The organism is Nocardia sp. Marseille-Q1738 (assembly GCF_965283145.1).
In genome coordinates, this window is record NZ_CBDIMS010000001.1 from 1,412,036 (window position 1) to 1,430,663 (window position 18,628).

Genomic DNA, 18,628 nt, shown 5'->3' on the forward strand with positions numbered 1-18,628 from the left:
CGCACGGACTTTCCAGGGTTGCGGGCGCTGCCGCCTCCGGGCCTGACAATCCTGCCGGGCCCCCTGTCGGTACGTGCAGGCTCTGGGCATGGATGCGCGGCTGCTGCCTCGCTCAACGCGCTCATGCCTGCTCCGGGGCTTTGCGGACCAGCGTCTTGCGGACCGCGGTGGCGACGACGTCGCCGTGCTGATTGCGCGCCGTGTGCGCGAAGGTGACGATCCCCTCGCCGGGGCGGCTCTTCGACTCGCGCTTGTCGGTGACCACGGTTTCGGCGTACATCGTGTCGCCGTGGAACAGCGGCTTGGGGAAGGAGACCTCCGAGAACCCGAGGTTGGCCACGATGGTGCCCTGGGTCAGCTGCGCCACCGACAGCCCGACCAGGGTGGACAGCGTGAACATCGAGTTCACCAGCCGCTGGTTGAACGGGGGCAGCTGCTCACTGAACGCCGCGTCCAGGTGCAGCGCCTGGGTATTCATGGTCAGCGTGGTGAACAGCACGTTGTCCGCCTCGGTGATGGTGCGGCCGGGCCGGTGCTCGTAGACCACCTCGGTGTCGAACTCCTCGAACCAGAGCCCGCGCTGCACCACTGCCCGCCGCGTCACAGCCCCAGCTCCCGTCCGATCAGCATCAGCTGCACCTCCGTCGTGCCTTCGCCGATTTCCAGGATCTTGCTGTCCCGATAGTGCCGGGCGACCGGGTACTCGTTCATGAAGCCGTAGCCGCCGAAGATCTGTGTCGCGTCGCGGGCGTTGTCCATGGCGGCTTCGCTGGCCACCAGTTTCGCGATGGACGCCTGCTTCTTGAACGGCTTGCCCGCCAGCATCAGCGCCGCCGCGTCGTAGTAGGCGGTGCGGGCGGCGTGCGCCCTTGCTTCCATTCTGGCGATCTTGAAGGCGATGGCCTGGTTGCGTCCGATCGCCCGGCCGAAGGCCTCGCGCTCCTTTGCGTAGCGCACGCTCTCGTCCACGCAGCCCTGCGCGGCTCCGACGGACAGCGCGGCGATGGCGATCCGGCCCTCGTCGAGGATGCGCAGGAAGTTCGCGTAACCGCGACCGCGCTCGCCGAGCAGGTTCTCCTCGGGCACCCGCACGTCGGTGAAGCTGAGCGGATGAGTGTCGGAGGCGTTCCAGCCGACCTTGTTGTACGCGGGCTCGGCGACGAAACCGGGAGTGTCGGCCGGCACCAGGATGGTCGAGATCTCCTTCTTGCCGCCGGTTTGCCCGGTCACGGCGGTCACCGTGACGAGCACCGTGATGTCGGTGCCGGAATTGGTGATGAATTGCTTGCTGCCGTTGATGATCCACTCGCCGCCGTCGGCGACCGCGGTGGTCCTGGTGCCGCCCGCGTCGCTGCCCGCGCCCGGCTCGGTGAGCCCGAACGCGGCGAGATGGCGGCCGCTGGTCAGCTGGGGCAGCCATTCCTGCTTCTGCTTGTCGTTGCCGAACCGGTAGATCGGCATCGCGCCGAGCGAGACGCCCGCCTCCAGCGTGATGGCCACGCTCTGGTCGACCTTGCCCAGTTCCTCGAGTGCGAGGCACAGTGCGAAGTAGTCGCCGCCCATGCCGCCGTATTCCTCGGGGAACGGCAGGCCGAACAGGCCCATCTCGGCCATCCCGGCGACCACCTCGTACGGGAAGGTGTGGTTCGCGTCGTGCTCGGCCGCCACCGGCGCGACCACCGACCGCGCGAAGTCACGCACGGTCAGCGCGAGATCGCGGTACTCCTCCGGCAGCGTGCCGGTGGACAGGAAGTCGGTCATGTCGGGATTCCTTCTCGTTCAGCGTGTTCGGGTTCGGCTCGAGCGGCGACGACGCGCGCGAGCACCTGATCGAGGCGCACCTGGGCGCCGGGCTCGACCAGCAGTTCGACGGTCCCGCCGACCGGGGCGGTGAGGGAGTGCTCCATCTTCATCGCCTCCACGATCACCACCGGGTCGCCCGCGGCGACGGCGGAGCCGGGAGCGACCGGCACCGCGATCACGGAACCCGGCATGGGACTGCGGATCTCGGCGTCGCCGACGTGCTCGTCGGCGCCGCGCACGTCGACCTCGGCGACCTCGCGCAACACCGCGATGCCGGACGGTCCCGCTACCCACAGCAGGCCGTCCTGCTCGGCGACCCGGTAGGTGCGCCGCAGGCCGTCCCTGGTCAGGGTCAGCACACCGGCGTAGGCGTCGCCGCCGCGGCCGGTGAATGTCGCGGTGAGCGAGGAGGTTTCGCCGTCGCCGATGCGAACCACACCATCGGCCGGCGTGCCGGAGAGGTAGACGTGCTCGACCCGATCGCCGCCAGCGAGCCGGATCGGCGTCGGCGCGTCGGCTCCGATCCGCCACCCGGACGGGACCGCCCACGGATCGCCCGGCGTCGTCGGCCAGCGGCGCAGCCAGTGACAGACCGCGGCGGCGATGAACTCGTCATCGCCGGTGGGAGCGGGATGGAACCCGGCCACTCGCCGGTCCAGCAGATCGGTGTCCAGCCGTCCTTCGGCGACATCCGGGTCGGCCAGCAGAAAGCGCAGGAACTCGATATTGCTGGTCACGCCGAGCAGCACGGTCTCGGCCAGCGCCCGGTCGAGTTTCGCGAGCGCCGCGGTGCGATCACCGGCGTGCGCGATGACCTTCGACAGCATCGGGTCGTAGTCGCTGCCGACGCGCGTGCCGATTCGCAGTCCCGAATCGACCCGCACTCCGGGACCTTCCGGCTCGTCGAGATCGAGCACCGTTCCGCCGGTGGGCAGGAATGCGCGCCCCGGGTCCTCGGCGTACACCCTGGCCTCGATGGCGTGCCCGACCATGCGGATGTCGTCCTGCGCCACCGCGAGCTTCTGCCCGGCCGCGACCCGGATCTGGCATTCCACCAGGTCGACGCCGGTGACCAGCTCGGTCACCGGATGCTCCACCTGCAGGCGGGTGTTCATCTCCATGAAGAAGAACTCGTCGGGACGGTCGGCGGAGACGATGAACTCCACGGTGCCCGCGCCCACGTAGTCCACGCTGCGGGCGGTGTTGCAGGCGGCGGCGCCGATCCTGGCCCTGGTCGCCGCGTCCAGCAGCGGCGAGGGCGCCTCCTCGATCACCTTCTGGTGGCGGCGTTGCAGGCTGCATTCGCGCTCGCCCAGGTGCAGCACGTTGCCGAACTGGTCGGCGAGGATCTGCACCTCGATGTGCCGGGGCCGGGTGACGAATCGCTCCAGGAACAGGGTGTCGTCCCCGAACGCGGCGGCGGCCTCGCGGCGCGCGCTGCGCAGCGCCTCCGGGAGGCGTTCCGGATCGTCCACCCGGCGCATGCCTTTGCCTCCGCCGCCCGCGGACGGCTTGACCAGCACCGGATACCCGACCTCGGCGGCCGCGGCGATCAGCTCGTCATCGGTGAGGCCGGGCGAAGCGATGCCGGGCACCACCGGGACGCCGAACGCGGCCACGGTGTTCTTCGCGGTGATCTTGTCGCCCATCACCTCGATCGCGCGCGCGGGCGGGCCGAGGAAGACGATGCCCGCCTCGGCCAGCGCGGCGGCGAAAGCAGCGTTCTCCGACAGGAATCCGTAGCCGGGATGAACGGCCTGCGAGCCGGTGCGCACGGCGGCGGCCACCACGGCGTCGATGGACAGGTAGCTCTCGCGCGCCGGAGCCGGGCCGAGTCGTACCGCCGTGTCCGCCTCGTGGACGTGCCGGGCGTCCGCGTCGGCGTCGCTGTAGACCGCGACCGAGCGAATTCCCATGGCGCGCAACGTGCGGATCACCCGAACGGCGATCTCGCCGCGGTTGGCGACGAGCACGGTGTCGAAGTCGACCGGAACGGATTTGTTCAACATCGCCATCACATCCGGAAGACGCCGTAGGAAACGGGCTCGAGCGGGGCCTGCGCGCACACCGACAGGGCGAGGCCGAGCACGGTTCTGGTGTCGGCCGGGTCGATGACGCCGTCGTCCCACAGGCGCGCGGTCGAGTAGTAGGGATTGCCCTGGCTCTCGTATTGGTCCCGGATCGGGGCTTTGAAGGCTTCCTCGTCCTCGGCCGACCACGGCTGCCCGCTGCTGTCGAGCTGGTCGCCGCGCACGGTCGCCAGCACGGCCGCGGCCTGCTCGCCGCCCATCACCGAGATCCGCGCGTTCGGCCACATCCACAGGAACCGGGGCGAATACGCGCGCCCGCACATCGAGTAGTTGCCCGCGCCGTAGGAGCCGCCGATCACCACGGTGAGCTTGGGCACCCGTGCGCAGGCCACCGCGGTGACCATCTTCGCGCCGTGCTTGGCGATGCCGCCCGCCTCGTAGTCGCGGCCGACCATGAACCCGGTGATGTTCTGCAGGAACAGCAGCGGGATGCTGCGCTTGTCGCACAACTCGATGAAGTGCGCGCCCTTCATGGCGGATTCGCTGAACAGCACGCCGTTGTTGGCGACGATGCCCACCGGATGGCCGTGGATGCGTGCGAATCCGGTGACCAGGGTCTTGCCGTATTCGGCCTTGAACTCGTGGAAGCCGCTCTCGCCGTCACTTGCCCCGTCGACCAAGCGGTGGATGACTTCGCGTACGTCGTAGGGCGTGCGCAGATCGACCGGTACCACGTCGTATAGCTCGGATTCCGGCGCGGCGGGCGCTACGGTCGACCGCACTTCCCACGGGCTGGCCGCGCGCGGTCCGAGCGTGCCCACGATGCGGCGCACGATGCGCAGCGCGTCCTGGTCGTCCTCGGCCAGGTGGTCGGTGACGCCCGACGTGCGCGAGTGCAGTTCGCCGCCGCCGAGTTCCTCGGCCGTCACCACCTCGCCGGTCGCGGCCTTCACCAGCGGCGGCCCGCCGAGGAAGATGGTGCCCTGGTTGCGCACGATCACGGCCTCGTCGCTCATCGCGGGTACGTAGGCGCCACCGGCCGTGCAGGAGCCGAGCACCGCGGCGATCTGCGGAATTCCCTTGGCGCTCATGGTCGCCTGGTTGTAGAAGATGCGCCCGAAATGCTCGCGGTCGGGGAACACCTCGTCTTGCCGCGGCAGGTACGCGCCGCCGGAGTCGACCAGGTACAGGCACGGCAACTGGTTCTGCAACGCGATCTCCTGCGCGCGCAGATGCTTCTTCACCGTCATGGGGTAGTAGGTGCCGCCCTTGACGGTGGCGTCATTGGCCACGATCACGCACTCGCGCCCGGACACCCGGCCGATCCCGGTGATGATCCCGGCGCCGGGGGACTCGTCGCCGTACATCCCGGTCGCGGCCAGCGGGGACAGCTCGAGAAACGGGCTACCCGGATCGAGCAGTTGGTCCACCCGCTGCCGCGGCAGCAGCTTGCCCCGCGCCACGTGGCGTTCGCGCGCCTTCGCGGGCCCGCCGAGCGCCGCGGCGGCCAGCCGGGCGCGCAGGTCGTCGACCAGCGCCGCGTGCGCTGCGCGGTTGCCGACCTCTTCGGTAACGGTCATCACGCCATCCTGTCGCCTGAGTTAGTCGCCGATAACTGGAATTCAGGTTAGTCTTGGTTAACCGAGATGTCCAGATCGGCGGAAAGGACCGCGTGTGACCAGTGCCGAATCCGTCGCGCCCACCCGTCGCGAGCAGCTGAAGGCGCAGCGCAGGGCGCACTTGCTGGAGGCGGGCGCCCGGCTCATCGCCGACCGCGGCTTCCTCGGCATGCGCCTGGACGACCTGGGCGCCGCCGTCGGCATCAGCGGTCCGGCGGTTTACCGGCACTTCCCGAACAAGGAAGCGTTGCTCATCGAGCTGCTGGTCGGGGTGAGTCAGCGGCTGCTGGACGGCGGCAAGACGGTGGTCGCGGCGGCGAATTCGGCCGAGCAGGCGCTCGCCGGGCTGGTCGACCACCACCTGGACTTCGCGTTCGGCGAGCCGGAGCTGATCCGCATCCAAGACCGAGACCTGGACAACGTCCCCGCCCCGGCACGCCGGGAGATCCGCCGCACCCAGCGCCAATACGTGGAGATCTGGGTGGCGGTGCTGCGCGAGCTGCATCCGGAGCTACCCGAGGAGACGGCGCGGGTGCAGGCCCACGCCGTCTTCGGCCTGATCAACTCGACCCCGCACAGCGCGAGCACGGCGACCGCGGTCCGGGCCCGGCCCGTGCTGCGCCGCATGGCCCTGGCCTCCTTGGGTTGAGCGCCCCCTCATCGAGCGCTCCACCCGCCGTCCATCGTGTAGGACGCGCCGGTGACCATGCCCGCGTTCGGTGACGCGAGCCAGCCCACCAGCGTCCCGACTTCCTCCGGCTCGACGAGGCGTTTGATCGCGCTCTCGGTGAGCAGGATCTTTTCCACCACCTCCTGCTCCGGCACGCCGTGTGCCTTGGCCTGGTCGGCGATCTGCTTGTCCACCAAGGGTGTTCGCACATAGCCGGGGTTGACGCAGTTACTCGTCACGCCGTGCGGGCCGCCCTCGAGTGCGGTGACCTTCGACAGGCCCTCGAGCCCGTGCTTGGCCGTCACATAGGCGACCTTGTACGCGGAGGCGCGCAAGCCGTGCACCGAGGAGATGTTGATGATCCGTCCCCAGCCCCGCCGGTACATGTGCGGTAAAACCGCGCGCACCAAGAGAAACGGCGCCTCCACCATCAGCGTGAGCAGATCGCGGAACCGCTGCGGGGCGAAGTCCTCGATCGGGCTGATGTGCTGTACTCCGGCGTTGTTCACCAGGATGTCGGCGTCGAGTTCCAGCGTTTCCAGTGACGCGACGTCGAGCAGGTCCACCGCCCACGACTGTCCGCCGAGCTCACGGGCCACGGCCTTCGCGCCGACGTCATCGATATCGGCGACGGTGACCACCGCGCCGCGCGCAGCGAGCGCACGGGCGCAGGCCGCGCCGATGCCGCTCGCGCCGCCGGTGACCAGGGCGGTGCGCCCCGCGAGATCGTTCATCGCACAGTCACTTCGGCGGTCCGCGCGCCGAGTTTTTCGGCGTCGGCGCGGTCGATGCTCGCCAAGCTCAGTCCTTTCGTTTCCCGGGCCACGAGCACGGCGATCGCGCTGATCGCCGCCGCGCCGGCCAGGTACCAGGCGATCGGCACGGCGGAGTCATAGGTGTTGAGCAGCCGGACGGCGATGATCGGCGCCAGCGACCCGGCCGCGATCGAGGTCACCTGATAGCCGAGGGACACACCGGAATAGCGCATCCGGGTGGGGAACATCTCGGCCATGATCGCGGGCTGTCCGGCGTACATGAAGGCGTGGAAGACCAAGCCGATGATGATGGCGGACATGATGATCGCGTTGTGGCCGCTGTCCATCATCGGGAAGGCGAAGAAGCCCCAGGTGCCCGCGGTGAGCGCGCCGACCAGGTAGACCGGCCGCCTGCCGAAGCGGTCGGACAGGCTGCCCACCAGCGGAATCGTCACGAAGTGCACCGCGTGCGCGGCGAGCAGCCACCACAGGATGACCGAGGTGTCGGCGTGCACCTGCACCTTGAGATAGGTAATGGTGAAGGTGACCACCAGGTAGTACATGACGTTCTCGCCGAAACGCAGACCCATCGCGGTGAGCACCCCGCGCGGGTAGCGGCGCAGCACCTCGACGACGCTGAGCGAGGTTGCCTTGATCTGCTCGGCTTCCTGTTGCGCAGCGACGAAGATGGGCGCGTCGGTGATCTTCGTGCGAATGTAGTAGCCCACCAGCACCACCACGGCCGACAGCCAGAACGCCACCCGCCAGCCCCAGCTGAGGAACGCCGCGTCCGACAGCGTGGAGGTGAGCACCAGCAGCACCATCGTCGCCAGCAGGTTGCCTGCGGGCACGCCCGCCTGCGGCCAGCTGGCCCAGAAACCGCGGCTGCGGCTCGGACTGTGCTCGGCGACCAGCAGCACCGCGCCGCCCCATTCTCCGCCGACCGCGAAACCCTGGATGAAGCGCAGGATCACCAGCAGCGCGGGCGCCCAGTAGCCGATCTGCGCGAAGGTGGGCAGGCAGCCCATCAGGAACGTCGCCGCGCCCACCAGCACCAGGCTGAACTGGAGCAGCTTCTTGCGGCCGTATTTGTCGCCGAAGTGCCCGAACACCACGCCGCCGAGCGGCCGGGCGGCGAAACCGACGGCGTAGGTCACGAAGGCGGCCAGGATGGCGTCCAGGTCGCTGGTGCCCTTGGCGAAGAACACCTTGCTGAACACGAGCGTGGCGGCGGTGCCGTAGAGGAAGAACTCGTACCACTCGACTACCGTGCCCGCCATCGACGCGGCCACCACGCGCCGCAGGCCGCTCGTCCCGCTGGGATCCGCACCGGTCGGCTGAGCCGGGTTCGCCCCGGCGCTGTGCACCCTCATCGCACATCTCCTTCGTGCCCGGGGCCACACTTCGGGTCTCGATGTGACGGCCCCCACAATGTCTTGGCTGAAACGAGTATTCGTGCAGACGAATTGCGCCGCAATGACCATTAATGCAGCACGCATCTGCGACGATGCAGATATGAGCCCGGCTTTCGCGGGGTCACCCCGGCGCCCCAGTGCCGATGACCTGCTCGTTCTGCTCGCGGTCGGACGATCCGGCCGCTTCGTCACCGCGGCCGAAGAGCTCGGCATCAACCACACCACGATCTCGCGCCGCATAGCGGCGCTGGAACAGACCCTCGGCGGCCGGGTGCTCACCCGGGTGACCGGTGGCTGGGAGCTGACCGACCTCGGCAAAGAGGCGCTCGCCGCGGCCGAGGTGGTGGAGTCGGCGGTGAAATCGCTCGCCGCCGACGCGGGCGGCAACCGGGTGCTGGAGGGCGTGGTCCGGATTTCGGCGACCGACGGTTTCAGCGCCTACATCGCCGCGCCCGCCGCCGCGGAAGTCCGGCGGCGCCACCCGAAAATCACCGTCGAGATCGTGGCGACCACCCGGCGGGCATCGCAACAGCGATCAGGGCTGGATCTCGAGGTGGTGGTCGGTGAACCGCAAGTGCATCGTGCTACCGCGATTCGCCTGGCCGACTACTGCCTCGGCCTCTACGGCTCGCGCGAATACCTGCGCGAGCACGGCATCCCCGCGACGATCGACGACCTGTCCCGGCACCCGCTGGTGTACTTCATCGATTCCATGCTCCAGGTCGACGATCTGGACCTCGCCTCCAGCTTCGCCCCGGCTATGCGCGAATCCGTCACCTCGACCAACGTTTTCGTGCACGTCGAGGCCACCCGCGCCGCCGCTGGTCTCGGCCTGCTGCCCTGTTTCATGGCCGACCGGCACGCCGACCTGATCCGCGTCCTCGCCGATTCGGTGACGGTCACCCTCGGATACTGGCTGGTCGCCCGCGCCGAAACGCTCCGCCGCCCCGAGGTCGCCGCCGTCGTTGCCGCGATCCGAGCGGTGATCGACGACCAGCGGGATACTCTTCTCGGCCGACCTCGGTGACTTTGCCGCAGCTCGCCAAGCTCCATGCCGGTCTTGTAGCTGAGCTGAACGTCCTCGTCGGAGGTGGCCAGAAAGTCCGTCACGCTGACGAATACCGGGGCGGAGATGTCTTGCCGTGGTCCGGCTTGCCACGGCATGAGCACAGTGCCTTCCGAAAACGGCTGGTCGCCCGTCATGGCCGCGCCTGCTCGGTCGAGCGGATTCGCGTTGGTTGAAATGCAGTAAGCATCGATGATGGTACGCATCTGCTTACTATTTGCCCCCAATCGTCCAAAGTTCGCGTGTGGGCGGGGTATTGCCGCGGTGCTTTCTCGGCACGCATGTGGTAGGTTTTCGTTGAATGATCGTTTAATCAATGAGGTTGTGGTGGGAAGCCGACGAGAACAGGCTGAGTGGCGGCGCGAGCGCTTGCTCGACGCGGCGTTGGACGTGTTCGCCGTGAAGGGGATCGACGGTGCTTCGGTCAAGGACATCGCGGCTGCCGCCGAGGTGACGCCGGGGCTGCTGTATCACTACTTCGCCGGCAAAGAAGCGCTGGTCACCGCGTTGCTGCGGGAGCGAGGGTTCGCCAAGCAGTTGCGCGAATTGCTGGAGCAAGCGCGTGGACGATCGGCGAGCGAGGTCCTTCCCCGGGTGATGCGCGAGTTCGACGGCCTTCTGGCCGACAATGCCAAGCTGCTCAGGCTCTTTTTCGCCGCGGGCCATTCGCACGAGAACGTTCGGGTTGTGTTGGCGGAGTTCGTAGCGGAAGGGCGGGCCGTGATGGCCGACTATCTGCGCTCACGCGTCGCAGCGGGGGAATTGCGCGACCACGATGCGCACACCACCGCGACCGCTCTGTTCGCGACGCTCGCCGTCGGCCGCAGCGCCGGAAACCCGGTCGATGTCGACGAGCTGGTCGGTCTCGTGCTCCACGGCCTCATTCGAACCGATGGCGGCACGCCACCCGAAGGAGAGATCGATGGTGCATGACATGAAGGTGCAATGCTGCGTGGTAGGCGGCGGCCCCGCCGGGCTGATGCTGGGGACCCTACTGGCCCGGCAGGGTGTCCAGGTGGCCGTTCTGGAGAAACATGCCGACTTCCTGCGCGATTTCCGCGGCGACACCATCCATCCGTCCACTCAGGAACTCATCCATGAACTCGGCTGGCTGGACGAATTCCACCGTCTCCCGCACAGCACCATGGATCGGGTCACCGTCGCCGTCGGTGGTACGCCGGTGACATTCGCGGATTTTCGGAAGCTGCCGGTCCGCAGCCCCTACATCGCGTTCATGCCGCAATGGGAGTTCCTGAATTTTCTCGCGACGAAGGCGGCGGGGTTTCCCGGGTTTCGGCTTTTGCAGCGCACCGAAGCAACCGATCTGCTCATCGAGAACGATCGTGTCGTCGGTGTACGGGCGACCACCGACACCGGAAGCGTCGAAATCCGCGCCGACCTCGTCGTGGGGGCCGATGGTCGACACTCGCGCATGCGAGAACAGGCCGGTTTGCGTGCCGAGGCGAGCTCACCACCCATGGACGTCCTGTGGTTCCGGCTGTCGCGGCGGGAGACGGACCGGGTGGAGTTCTTCCAGGGCGGCAAAGGGGCAATGGTCGCCATCGACCGCGGTGACTACTGGCAGGTCGCGTACACCATCCCGACGAACTCCTATCAGGAGCTGCGGGCGCTCGGTATCGGCGAATTGCACAGGAGGATAGGCGAACTCGCCCCCGCGTTGCGTGACCGCGTTCACGAACTAGCCAGCTGGGACGACGTCCATCAGCTCACGGTGCGTGTCGATCGGCTCGACAACTGGTATCGACCGGGACTGCTCTGCATCGGCGATGCCGCGCACGCGATGTCACCGGCGGGCGGGGTCGGAATAAACCTGGCCATCCAGGACGCCGTTGCGACCGCGAACATCCTCGGCCCGAAACTGCTCACCCACAGCCTGACCGACGCCGATCCGCCGCGCGTGCAAGCACGCCGCCAACTGCCGGTCAAGCTGACTCAGCTGTTTCAGCTGGCCATCCTGCGGGATCTCTACCCGAAGAACCTCGACGACAACACGGCCACCCACCTGCCACCGATCTTCCGGGTTTTCCGTCGGCTCCCTGTGCTGCGTCACGCGGTGGGCCGGTTCATCGGACTCGGCGTTCGGCCGGAACACATCCGGAGCTGAACCCGGGCGGCGACGGCCTCATATGCAGGGCTTTGCGGGGGTGATCAACTGAGGTCCCTGGGTTTCGTTCGGCCCGGCAGGGGATGGGCCAGGAAACCATCGGCGAAGAACATCATGGAGCCGCACTGATCGCATCGGTAGGCGTGTTGCTGCACGACCTGCTGACCCCACTCGCTCGGATGGTCGGTCATGAAGCCGGAATGTCCGGTGATGAAACCGAGCACGCCGATGTAGGTCCGTTGCCGTTCACACCAGGGACACATCAGGTCGACGGACTCGCGCCTGCGACGAATCTCGTTTTCCCGCAGCGTTATCCGCTGCTGCGCCTGATCGATATAGCGCCTGGCGTCCGCCAGTGACAGCCGCTGCGGTTCACTCCACGAGCCTTCGTACACATTGTCGACGGCAGTCCGGAGGTGCGCGAACTCCGCTTCGGAATATCGCACCACCCGCGTACCTCTGAGACCGCCTTCTACGCGATAGGTGACCTCCGCCCGTGAAACGCCCTCCGGCAAGCCTCTGGTCAGCTTTACCCGCTTGGGGTCATCCGCATCCGGCTTGAATTCGATCCCCCGATTCGACACACCATGCACGATACCGTCCGGACCGACACGGTGAAGTGTGCTGGAGTTCTGCCGAAGGTGCGGCCACGCTTCCGAAGCTCGAAAGCTGCACGCCGACAGGGCATAGACTCCAGGGAACTGCGCCGATAGTCGAGTCGCAGGGGTATCGGGGTCCGGATCGCCCGGCGAGCGAACCAACTGCGACAACCACGGCAGACGGTTGATTTCAACGAACTGGAACCGAAGGGAAGCCGAGTCAATGAAACTCCGTAACGTCGCGGCCGGCATCGCGCTCGCTGCCGCCGCCATCTCCGTGACCCCCGCTGTTGCTTCCGCCGAGGACCCGGAGTTCCCGCGCAACGGCATCGTCCCAGCTGGGACATACCAAATCAGTCGCAACCCAGCCAACGTCATCGGCACGCCGCTGGAGAATTGCGTGCTGCAAGTCTTCGTGGACGGCAAAACAGTGGTACTGGTCTGCGGGACCTCCAGCCGGGCAGGGCATCAGACCCCCGTAGGCCCCGACGAGACCTACATAACCTTCGATTTCGTGCCTTTCGGGCTGGACCTCCGCGATATCGATCCCCGCCAAGGGCAGTGGGTCGGCACGGTCAACATCGCGGGCACTCCGATCATCGCTCCGTACCCGTTGGCGGGAGTCTCGCTGATTCGCCGCTAGCTCACGCCGCTCGCACCAAGGTGTCGAATCGGGTGCGGAAGTGTTCGGCGTCGTCGCCGCGAGTGCGTGCGGCGGCGACGCGGACCGGGCGCAGTTCGGCCAGCAGACGTGGGGAGTTGACCGGGCCTTCCAGGATGGAGAGGGCGGCATGGGCTTCGGTGACTGCGGAGGTGATGTCGCCGAGCCCCGCCAGTGACGCGGCGAGGTACGCGCGATACGAGGCGACGTCACGCGGGAGGCTGCTGTCGTAGGCGACACTCTCGCGATACAACTCGACCGCTTTGCCGTGTTGCCCCAGCATTCGGTGGCCTCGCGCCTCATGGGCGTGCAGCTCGGCTTCGGTAACGTGATGCAACCACGCTGGATCGTCAGAGCTGTCGAGACCGCGATCTGCCTCACGCCAAACCCGTGCCATCGCGTGGTTGAATTCCCGTGATTCGCCGACGGCGGCGTATGCCGTTGCCTCTTCGGCCGCTTTCAGTGCGTTCAATCGAGCCGAGGGGATGCCACGAACGAGTTCGGTCGAACGCCGGGCAAGCCGCACCGGTTCGGCGGACGAAGAGGGTAACGACGCGGCGATGTTCGCGAGGTCGCCTAAAGCAGCGGCCAAAAGTGCGGTGTCATCACACTGCTCGGCGAGTAGGACCGACTCGGTCAGAGTCCGCCTGGCGATGTCCGGTCGACCGCTGTCGCGGGCCAACCACGCGACTGTGTTCGACAACCACCCAGTTGCGCTCACCAGTTCGGCGCCGACACGCGAGTCATACCGGCCGGAATCGAGAAGCCGACGTGCAAGGCCATATTGGCGCAACGCGTAGTCGGCAATACCGCCGCCGCCATAGTGGTTGTCGTGTTCCCACAGCTGTTGCGTGAGGGTGCGAATGTAGCTGACATGACCGCTGCCGACCCGGATAGGGTTCGCGGCGGTCTGCGGTGGTGACATACCCACTGCCGCCACCATCGTCGCTGCCAGGCCGAATTGTCTGCGATCCACGTCGTCGACTCCTTCGCCGCACCCATACCCGATGGTCCCCGGATCGGGTGTCGCGAGCAAGAGGGGCAGCAGCGCCGAGCGAGGGATGCTCAGTGCGTCAGCGGCGCGGATCAGTTCGCGAATGTCGAAGATGGTCCCTACTTCGCCGCGTTCGACGCGGCCTGCGTGGGTGCGATCCCAGTGCAGCAGCGCGCCGAAGTCGGCTTGTGATAGGCCCATTTCTCGTCGGACGAGGGCGAGGGCTTGACCGGGCTGCCCGTAGGCGAGCAGCTTCCGGAATCGCGGGGACTTCCACGCCGCGTCGATCTGGTTGTCGGCCATCTGCGTCCCTCTGACCCCGAATCTGCTGTTGTGAAGGGAATTTAGGTGCTAGGTAAAGAGTTGCTGGTGTGAACGGCAGATATCGCGCACGCACTGTCGTGCGCTTGACAGATCGCGGCCAAAGCTAGGCGCATGGAGCCGTCACCGGCTCCAGTGGCGGTTCGCTATCCATGGCCGACAATCTGCCGAGAGGGTCGCCGACGATCTGCCGAAGGGGCGGCCGACGATCTGCCGCGCCCTCCTGACGGCTTTTGACCAGGTCGTACGTGGTTTCGACCGGACCGTAGGCAGTGTTCCGGCGCCGATCTCGCGCACAGTCGGGCACCTGAACGCGGACGACTCTGGCCGTCCTGAATGAGCCTGGCCTGACAGTCAGGCCGCGCGTGCCAAGGTATCGAATCGGGTGCGGAAGTGTTCGGCGGCGTCGCCGCGAGTGCGTGCGGCGGCGACGCGAACGGGGTGCAGTTCAGCGAGCAAGCGTGGGGAGTTGACCGGTCCTTCCAGAAGGGTGAGGGCGGTATGGGCTTCGGTGACGGCTGAGGTGGTGTCTCCCAGGCCCGCGAGGGCGGCGGCGAAGTATGCGCGGTAGGACGCTTCATCGCGGGGCGGTTGGGTGCCGCGGTTACCGATCGTTTCGCGGTAGATGCTGACCGCTCGGTCGTGCTGGCCCAGGTAGACGCGGCCTCTGGCCTCGATCGACTTGATTTCGGTCGGTGTGACGTGGTGCAGCCAGACCGGTTCGTCGACGTCATCGAGTCCTCGATCGACTTCCCGCCAGGCGCGGGTGATCGCTTGCTCGAATTCCTGTCGTTCCCCGATCGCCGCGTGGGCAACGGCTTCGCGGGCGGATCGCACGGCATTCAGACGGGCGGAGGGAATTCGGCGAGCAAGGTGGCTTGCGCGCTGTGCCAACCGGACCGGTTCGCGGCTGGTCGGTCTGTCGGTCGTCAGGAACGTCAGACTGGCAAGCGCATTGGCGAGCAGTTCGTCGCTTCCGGCCTGCTCGGCGAGCAGCACCGCGTCGACGTAGCACCGTCGCGCGACAATCGATCGTCCGTTGTCGAGGCAAAGCCAACCGGCGCAGCGGGCAAGCCGACTCGTTTCCGCCAACAGACGGGCGCCAGTTCGCCCTCCATAGACGCCGTGATCGAGTAAGCGGCGAGCCAATCCATACTGGCGAAGAGCGAACTCGGCGATGTCTCCGCCGCCGAAGTGATTGTCGTGACTCCACATGCGCTGCGTCAGCGTCTGGAAGTAACCGATATGGCCGGAGCCGACCTGTGTCGGCATCGAAGGTGCCGCTACACCTGCGGCCATCGTCGCGATCGTTGCTGCCAGGCCGAATTGTCTGCGGTCCATATCGTCGGCTCCTTTACCCCCATCTTCGATGGTCCTCGGATCAGCGGGTCCGAGCAAGATTGGGAGCAATGCCGTGCGGGGGACTCCCAGTGCGTCGGCGGCGCGGATCAGTTCGCGAATGTCGAAGATGGTTCCCACTTCGCCGCGTTCGACTCGTCCTGCGTGGGTGCGGTCCCAGTGCAGGAGCGCGCCGAAGTCGGCTTGGGACAAGCCCATTTCTCTGCGGACGAGGGCGAGGGCTTGACCGGGCTGCCCGTCGGCGAGCAGCTTCCGGAATTGCGGCGACTTCCACGCACCGATCTCTTTCTCGATCACATTCAATTCCCCCTGTTTCGAAAGTCACTCTTGGGCACGGACTTTAGGCGCGTAGGCGCAGGTTGCGGGGCAAACGGCAGATATCGCGCACCCGCTGTCGTGGGCTTGACAGCGCCGCTCCGCGTCGCACCGGCGGTTGGGTGCTCGCGTAGGGAGACGCGGGCGAAGTGAATGGGTATGGCCGGACGATGGTGTGGCGGACTCTGGGTGCGAAGTCGTAGGACGCAAGGGTCAACGGCGGATACCGCACACCTGATTGTGTGCGTTCGACAGCGTCGCAGCGCACCCGTTCGGTGCCAGAAGCTTTCGGTGCGTCCGGCGCCGGGGTGATGCCGTGCACCGCATGGCACTCCGGCTGCGGCGGGGTCGCGAACCGGTGGCGAAAGCCCCCGTCGCCGGGCGCACCCACCGAACGAGAGGTCTCCATGAAGCCCAAAGCGATCGGATATTTGCGCCGCGACATCTCAGGTCGTCGCGTGCGACGTCATGAACTCGAAATCCGTATCCTGGCGCGCACGTTGGGCTATGACCTGGCTCGCACACTGGTCTCCGGCCCGGCTACGGCCGCACCGGCCGAGGTGCTCGCGATGATCGGCCGCCTCGGTGCGCGTGCAGTGATCACCCCAGCGCTCGACCACCTCACCCCATCCGAAAACGCGATCACTACGGTGTGCGCGCTCATCACCCTCGACTCCGACCACCCCCCCTGATCGTCGATCGAGTGGTACATGGCTGAGGCAAAGTGCGAGAACGGCCCTCCATGGTGTGCCACTCGCGGGATACGACCTACGCGTGTCAGCGTCGAGCGGGCAGTGGGCCTATTAGGGTGAGGTGATGGCTTCGCTTTCCGATCCTGAAGTGCGGGAATTCCTCTCTCATGGCACCCGAACGGGCAAGGTGGCGTTCGTGGCGGCCGACGGCAGGCCGATGGTGACGCCGGTCTGGTTCGTTCTCGAGGGGGACGAACTGGTGTTCAATACCGGCAAGTCGAGCGCCAAGGGCAAGGCGTTGGCGCGGGACGGGCGGGTCGCGGTGTGCGTCGATCTGGAGGGGCCGCCGTACGCTTCGGTCCAGGTGCAGGGCATCGTGACGTTGTCGGAGGACCCGGACGATCTGCTGCGTACCGCCACCGCGATCGGTGGACGCTATATGGGTGCGGACCGGGCCGAGGAGTTCGGCATGCGCAACGGCGTACCCGGCGAGCTGGTGGTCCGGGTGCGGCCCACCAAGGTCATCGCACACTTCGACGTGATCGCCTGACCCTCGTCACACCAGGTCGGTGCAGTGGCCACATCGCGACACTATCCCGCCGGGTAGAAGACGAACAGCGTGCAGCCGCCGGCCGGTGCATGCCGGAACGTCCCGGCCGGGTAGCCGCGGGCGCCGCTGCTTCCGCACCCAGGTGGGGACGACTCCGGGCGCCTACCGGCGGGCATTCCGGGCCTTGTGACGCACTGACTCCCCGGTGCGGCCGGTGCGGTGGTAAATACACTCGGCGCATGACCGTGCATTTCATCGGGGCGGGGCCGGGTGCGGCAGATCTGTTGACGGTGCGCGCGGTCGAACTCTTGCGCGCGTCGCCGGTGTGCTTGTACGCGGGTACCTATCTGGATCCACAGGTGCTGGCGTACTGCGCACCGGACGCCGAGTTGATCGACACCCAGTATCTGGATCTCGACCAGATCACCGAGCATCTGATGCGGGCCGACCGCGCGGGTAAGGACGTGGCTCGGCTGTGTTCGGGGGACCCGTCGCTGTATTCCGCGCTCACCGAGCAGACCCGCAGGCTGGACGCGCACGGTGTGCCGTGGGATGTCACGCCGGGCGTGCCCGCCTACGCCGCGGCCGCCGCGTTGCTCGGCGCCGAGCTGACGGTGCCGGAGCTGGTGCAGTCGGTCGTGCTGACCCGCACCCACGCCCGCTCGACCGCTATGCCCGAGCCGGAAGCGCTGGCGAACTTCGCGGCCACCGGCGCCACGCTCGTGCTGCACTTGGCCATCACCCGCGTCCGCACGCTGGCCGCCGAACTGGCCGCCGACTACGGCCCGGGCTGCCCGGTCGCCGTGGTCTACCGCGCCAGTCAACCCGAGCAGATCGTCCTGCGCGGGACCCTGACCGACATCGCCGACCAGGTCGAGGCCGCTGGGCTACGACAGGCCGCGGTGATCTTGGTAGGCCGAGCGCTCACGCCCTCGGTCTCCTGCGCGGAATCGCACCTCTACGACCCGGCGCGAGTGCGCGGGTCTGCCGGTCCAGGCTTCCGATAACTTCGACGGGAGCTGCCGCGGGTTTGGGAGCGGCGACGACTCGTCACGCGATGAACCCGCACGGTATCGCTGCCCCCGACTCAGCTGGGCTCCGGCGGCGCGCGCGGCGCTAGGAGTGCGGTGCGCCGGACCAGGGCCGCTGGGATTCGCGGCCAGCTCGCGCGGAATGCTGTTTCCTGCGGCCCGACGTGCGTGTGCATGCGGCGGGGCGGCTCTTCGGGTTCGGAGCGCGGGCCGGTCGTTCCGTCCCTCGTAGTGATCTTGGTCGCGTGGCACGAGTATGCCGGTGCGGCGCATCCAGGCCCGGTGTGAGAACGGCAACAGCCCCCTTACGAACCCTTCACAATAGCGCTGCCTGTGGTGATGTTGTTCGGCTATGGAGGTTGGTTGGTCGGGTGCCGGGGGCGACGGTAGATTGATCCGGTGATTCGCAACGGCAGTCCCGGCGGAGCCGGTCGGTGGGCTTTGGGCACGGTCGCGCCCATGTAACAACGCCGGCCTGTTGGACAGATAGTTCAAATGAACATTTTTGCCTGATTGATATGAGAACTGAACCGGAGACTCGGGCGCCACGCTGGGACAGGTGAGCGCCTACTCCGGGTGTGGTCGGGGAGCGCTTGCGTGGTGTTCCGGAAGCGAGGTTACGG

At 67.3% G+C, this 18,628-nt stretch carries 17 protein-coding genes; 8 read left to right on the forward strand and 9 right to left on the reverse strand.

The window, feature by feature from the left end:
* Positions 1-121 precede the first annotated feature (121 nt).
* The 4 genes from ACWPXK_RS06430 to ACWPXK_RS06445 are packed head-to-tail and all read right to left on the reverse strand — an operon-like array spanning position 122 to position 5,413.
* Positions 122-604 carry a MaoC family dehydratase gene (locus ACWPXK_RS06430; RefSeq protein WP_454195049.1) on the reverse strand — a complete coding sequence of 161 codons (483 nt, stop codon included), beginning with the start codon at positions 602-604 and terminating at the stop codon, positions 122-124.
* Positions 601-1,761 carry an acyl-CoA dehydrogenase family protein gene (locus ACWPXK_RS06435; protein WP_454195050.1) on the reverse strand — a complete coding sequence of 387 codons (1,161 nt, stop codon included), beginning with the start codon at positions 1,759-1,761 and terminating at the stop codon, positions 601-603. The genes ACWPXK_RS06430 and ACWPXK_RS06435 overlap by 4 nt, the downstream gene beginning before the upstream one ends.
* Positions 1,758-3,812 (reverse strand): ATP-binding protein, encoded by a 2,055-nt coding sequence (locus tag ACWPXK_RS06440; RefSeq protein ID WP_454195051.1) that lies wholly within the window; start codon positions 3,810-3,812, stop codon positions 1,758-1,760. The genes ACWPXK_RS06435 and ACWPXK_RS06440 overlap by 4 nt, the downstream gene beginning before the upstream one ends.
* Positions 3,813-3,817: 5 nt before the next feature.
* The gene (locus ACWPXK_RS06445; RefSeq protein ID WP_454195052.1) at positions 3,818-5,413 is read right to left on the reverse strand and encodes a carboxyl transferase domain-containing protein; all 1,596 of its coding nucleotides are present in this window, start codon (positions 5,411-5,413) and stop codon (positions 3,818-3,820) included.
* Between the two features lie 94 nt (positions 5,414-5,507).
* On the opposite strand from ACWPXK_RS06445, the gene ACWPXK_RS06450 reads away from it, so the two are divergent.
* Entirely contained in the window at positions 5,508-6,101 is a 594-nt protein-coding gene (locus tag ACWPXK_RS06450; protein WP_454195053.1) for an SACE_7040 family transcriptional regulator, read from the forward strand.
* An 8-nt stretch (positions 6,102-6,109) separates the two neighbouring features.
* Here the strand turns inward: ACWPXK_RS06450 and ACWPXK_RS06455 are convergent, their stop codons facing one another.
* Positions 6,110-6,856, reverse strand: a complete 747-nt coding sequence (locus tag ACWPXK_RS06455) for a 3-hydroxybutyrate dehydrogenase (RefSeq protein ID WP_454195054.1) — start codon at positions 6,854-6,856, stop codon at positions 6,110-6,112.
* Positions 6,853-8,250: an MFS transporter gene (locus ACWPXK_RS06460; RefSeq protein ID WP_454195055.1), complete on the reverse strand. Its 1,398-nt coding sequence runs from the start codon at positions 8,248-8,250 to the stop codon at positions 6,853-6,855. The genes ACWPXK_RS06455 and ACWPXK_RS06460 overlap by 4 nt, the downstream gene beginning before the upstream one ends.
* A 142-nt stretch (positions 8,251-8,392) precedes the next feature.
* Here ACWPXK_RS06460 and ACWPXK_RS06465 point away from each other — a divergent pair, with 142 nt between their 5' ends.
* From ACWPXK_RS06465 to ACWPXK_RS06475, 3 genes are all read left to right on the forward strand, one after another.
* Entirely contained in the window at positions 8,393-9,319 is a 927-nt protein-coding gene (locus ACWPXK_RS06465; protein ID WP_454195056.1) for a LysR family transcriptional regulator, read from the forward strand.
* Positions 9,320-9,727: 408 nt separating this feature from the next.
* Positions 9,728-10,291, forward strand: coding sequence for a TetR/AcrR family transcriptional regulator (locus ACWPXK_RS06470; protein WP_454195057.1), 564 nt, complete (start codon positions 9,728-9,730; stop codon positions 10,289-10,291).
* A complete protein-coding gene (locus ACWPXK_RS06475) occupies positions 10,281-11,483 on the forward strand; it encodes an FAD-dependent oxidoreductase (RefSeq protein WP_454195058.1) in 1,203 nt (400 codons plus the stop codon). The genes ACWPXK_RS06470 and ACWPXK_RS06475 overlap by 11 nt, the downstream gene beginning before the upstream one ends.
* Before the next feature lie 44 nt (positions 11,484-11,527).
* Here ACWPXK_RS06475 and ACWPXK_RS06480 read toward each other — a convergent pair whose 3' ends face one another.
* The gene (locus ACWPXK_RS06480; RefSeq protein WP_454195059.1) at positions 11,528-12,067 is read right to left on the reverse strand and encodes a hypothetical protein; all 540 of its coding nucleotides are present in this window, start codon (positions 12,065-12,067) and stop codon (positions 11,528-11,530) included.
* A gap of 238 nt (positions 12,068-12,305) precedes the next feature.
* Between ACWPXK_RS06480 and ACWPXK_RS06485 the strand changes: the two genes are divergently transcribed.
* Positions 12,306-12,725, forward strand: a complete 420-nt coding sequence (locus ACWPXK_RS06485) for a hypothetical protein (protein WP_454195060.1) — start codon at positions 12,306-12,308, stop codon at positions 12,723-12,725.
* A gap of 1 nt (position 12,726) precedes the next feature.
* On the opposite strand, the gene ACWPXK_RS06490 is transcribed toward ACWPXK_RS06485, so the two are convergent.
* Both ACWPXK_RS06490 and ACWPXK_RS06495 read right to left on the reverse strand, forming a co-directional pair.
* On the reverse strand, positions 12,727-14,040 hold the full coding sequence (locus tag ACWPXK_RS06490) for a helix-turn-helix domain-containing protein (protein ID WP_454195061.1): 1,314 nt from the start codon (positions 14,038-14,040) through the stop codon (positions 12,727-12,729).
* A 372-nt stretch (positions 14,041-14,412) separates the two neighbouring features.
* A complete protein-coding gene (locus ACWPXK_RS06495; RefSeq protein ID WP_454195062.1) occupies positions 14,413-15,714 on the reverse strand; it encodes a helix-turn-helix domain-containing protein in 1,302 nt (433 codons plus the stop codon).
* Between the two features lie 425 nt (positions 15,715-16,139).
* On the opposite strand from ACWPXK_RS06495, the gene ACWPXK_RS06500 reads away from it, so the two are divergent.
* The 3 genes from ACWPXK_RS06500 to cobM all read left to right on the forward strand — a co-directional run bounded on the left by ACWPXK_RS06500 (position 16,140) and on the right by cobM (position 17,981).
* The gene (locus tag ACWPXK_RS06500) at positions 16,140-16,424 is read left to right on the forward strand and encodes a hypothetical protein (protein ID WP_454195063.1); all 285 of its coding nucleotides are present in this window, start codon (positions 16,140-16,142) and stop codon (positions 16,422-16,424) included.
* A gap of 124 nt (positions 16,425-16,548) precedes the next feature.
* Positions 16,549-16,974, forward strand: a complete 426-nt coding sequence (locus tag ACWPXK_RS06505) for a PPOX class F420-dependent oxidoreductase (protein ID WP_454195064.1) — start codon at positions 16,549-16,551, stop codon at positions 16,972-16,974.
* Positions 16,975-17,213: 239 nt separating this feature from the next.
* Positions 17,214-17,981: a precorrin-4 C(11)-methyltransferase gene (gene cobM / locus ACWPXK_RS06510; protein WP_454195065.1), complete on the forward strand. Its 768-nt coding sequence runs from the start codon at positions 17,214-17,216 to the stop codon at positions 17,979-17,981.
* The last annotated feature ends 647 nt before the right edge of the window (positions 17,982-18,628 follow it).

Bases quoted from the DNA above. Each gene is read 5' to 3' on its own strand.
- ACWPXK_RS06505 (WP_454195064.1), top strand. From the start codon at position 16,549: ATGGCTTCGCTTTCCGATCCTGAAGTGCGGGAATTCCTCTCTCATGGC.
- cobM (WP_454195065.1), top strand. From the start codon at position 17,214: ATGACCGTGCATTTCATCGGGGCGGGGCCGGGTGCGGCAGATCTGTTG.
- ACWPXK_RS06475 (WP_454195058.1), top strand. From the start codon at position 10,281: ATGGTGCATGACATGAAGGTGCAATGCTGCGTGGTAGGCGGCGGCCCC.
- ACWPXK_RS06435 (WP_454195050.1), bottom strand. From the start codon at position 1,761: ATGACCGACTTCCTGTCCACCGGCACGCTGCCGGAGGAGTACCGCGAT.
- ACWPXK_RS06465 (WP_454195056.1), top strand. From the start codon at position 8,393: ATGAGCCCGGCTTTCGCGGGGTCACCCCGGCGCCCCAGTGCCGATGAC.
- ACWPXK_RS06455 (WP_454195054.1), bottom strand. From the start codon at position 6,856: ATGAACGATCTCGCGGGGCGCACCGCCCTGGTCACCGGCGGCGCGAGC.
- ACWPXK_RS06460 (WP_454195055.1), bottom strand. From the start codon at position 8,250: ATGAGGGTGCACAGCGCCGGGGCGAACCCGGCTCAGCCGACCGGTGCG.
- ACWPXK_RS06490 (WP_454195061.1), bottom strand. From the start codon at position 14,040: ATGGCCGACAACCAGATCGACGCGGCGTGGAAGTCCCCGCGATTCCGG.
- ACWPXK_RS06440 (WP_454195051.1), bottom strand. From the start codon at position 3,812: ATGTTGAACAAATCCGTTCCGGTCGACTTCGACACCGTGCTCGTCGCC.
- ACWPXK_RS06445 (WP_454195052.1), bottom strand. From the start codon at position 5,413: ATGACCGTTACCGAAGAGGTCGGCAACCGCGCAGCGCACGCGGCGCTG.
- ACWPXK_RS06500 (WP_454195063.1), top strand. From the start codon at position 16,140: ATGAAGCCCAAAGCGATCGGATATTTGCGCCGCGACATCTCAGGTCGT.
- ACWPXK_RS06485 (WP_454195060.1), top strand. From the start codon at position 12,306: ATGAAACTCCGTAACGTCGCGGCCGGCATCGCGCTCGCTGCCGCCGCC.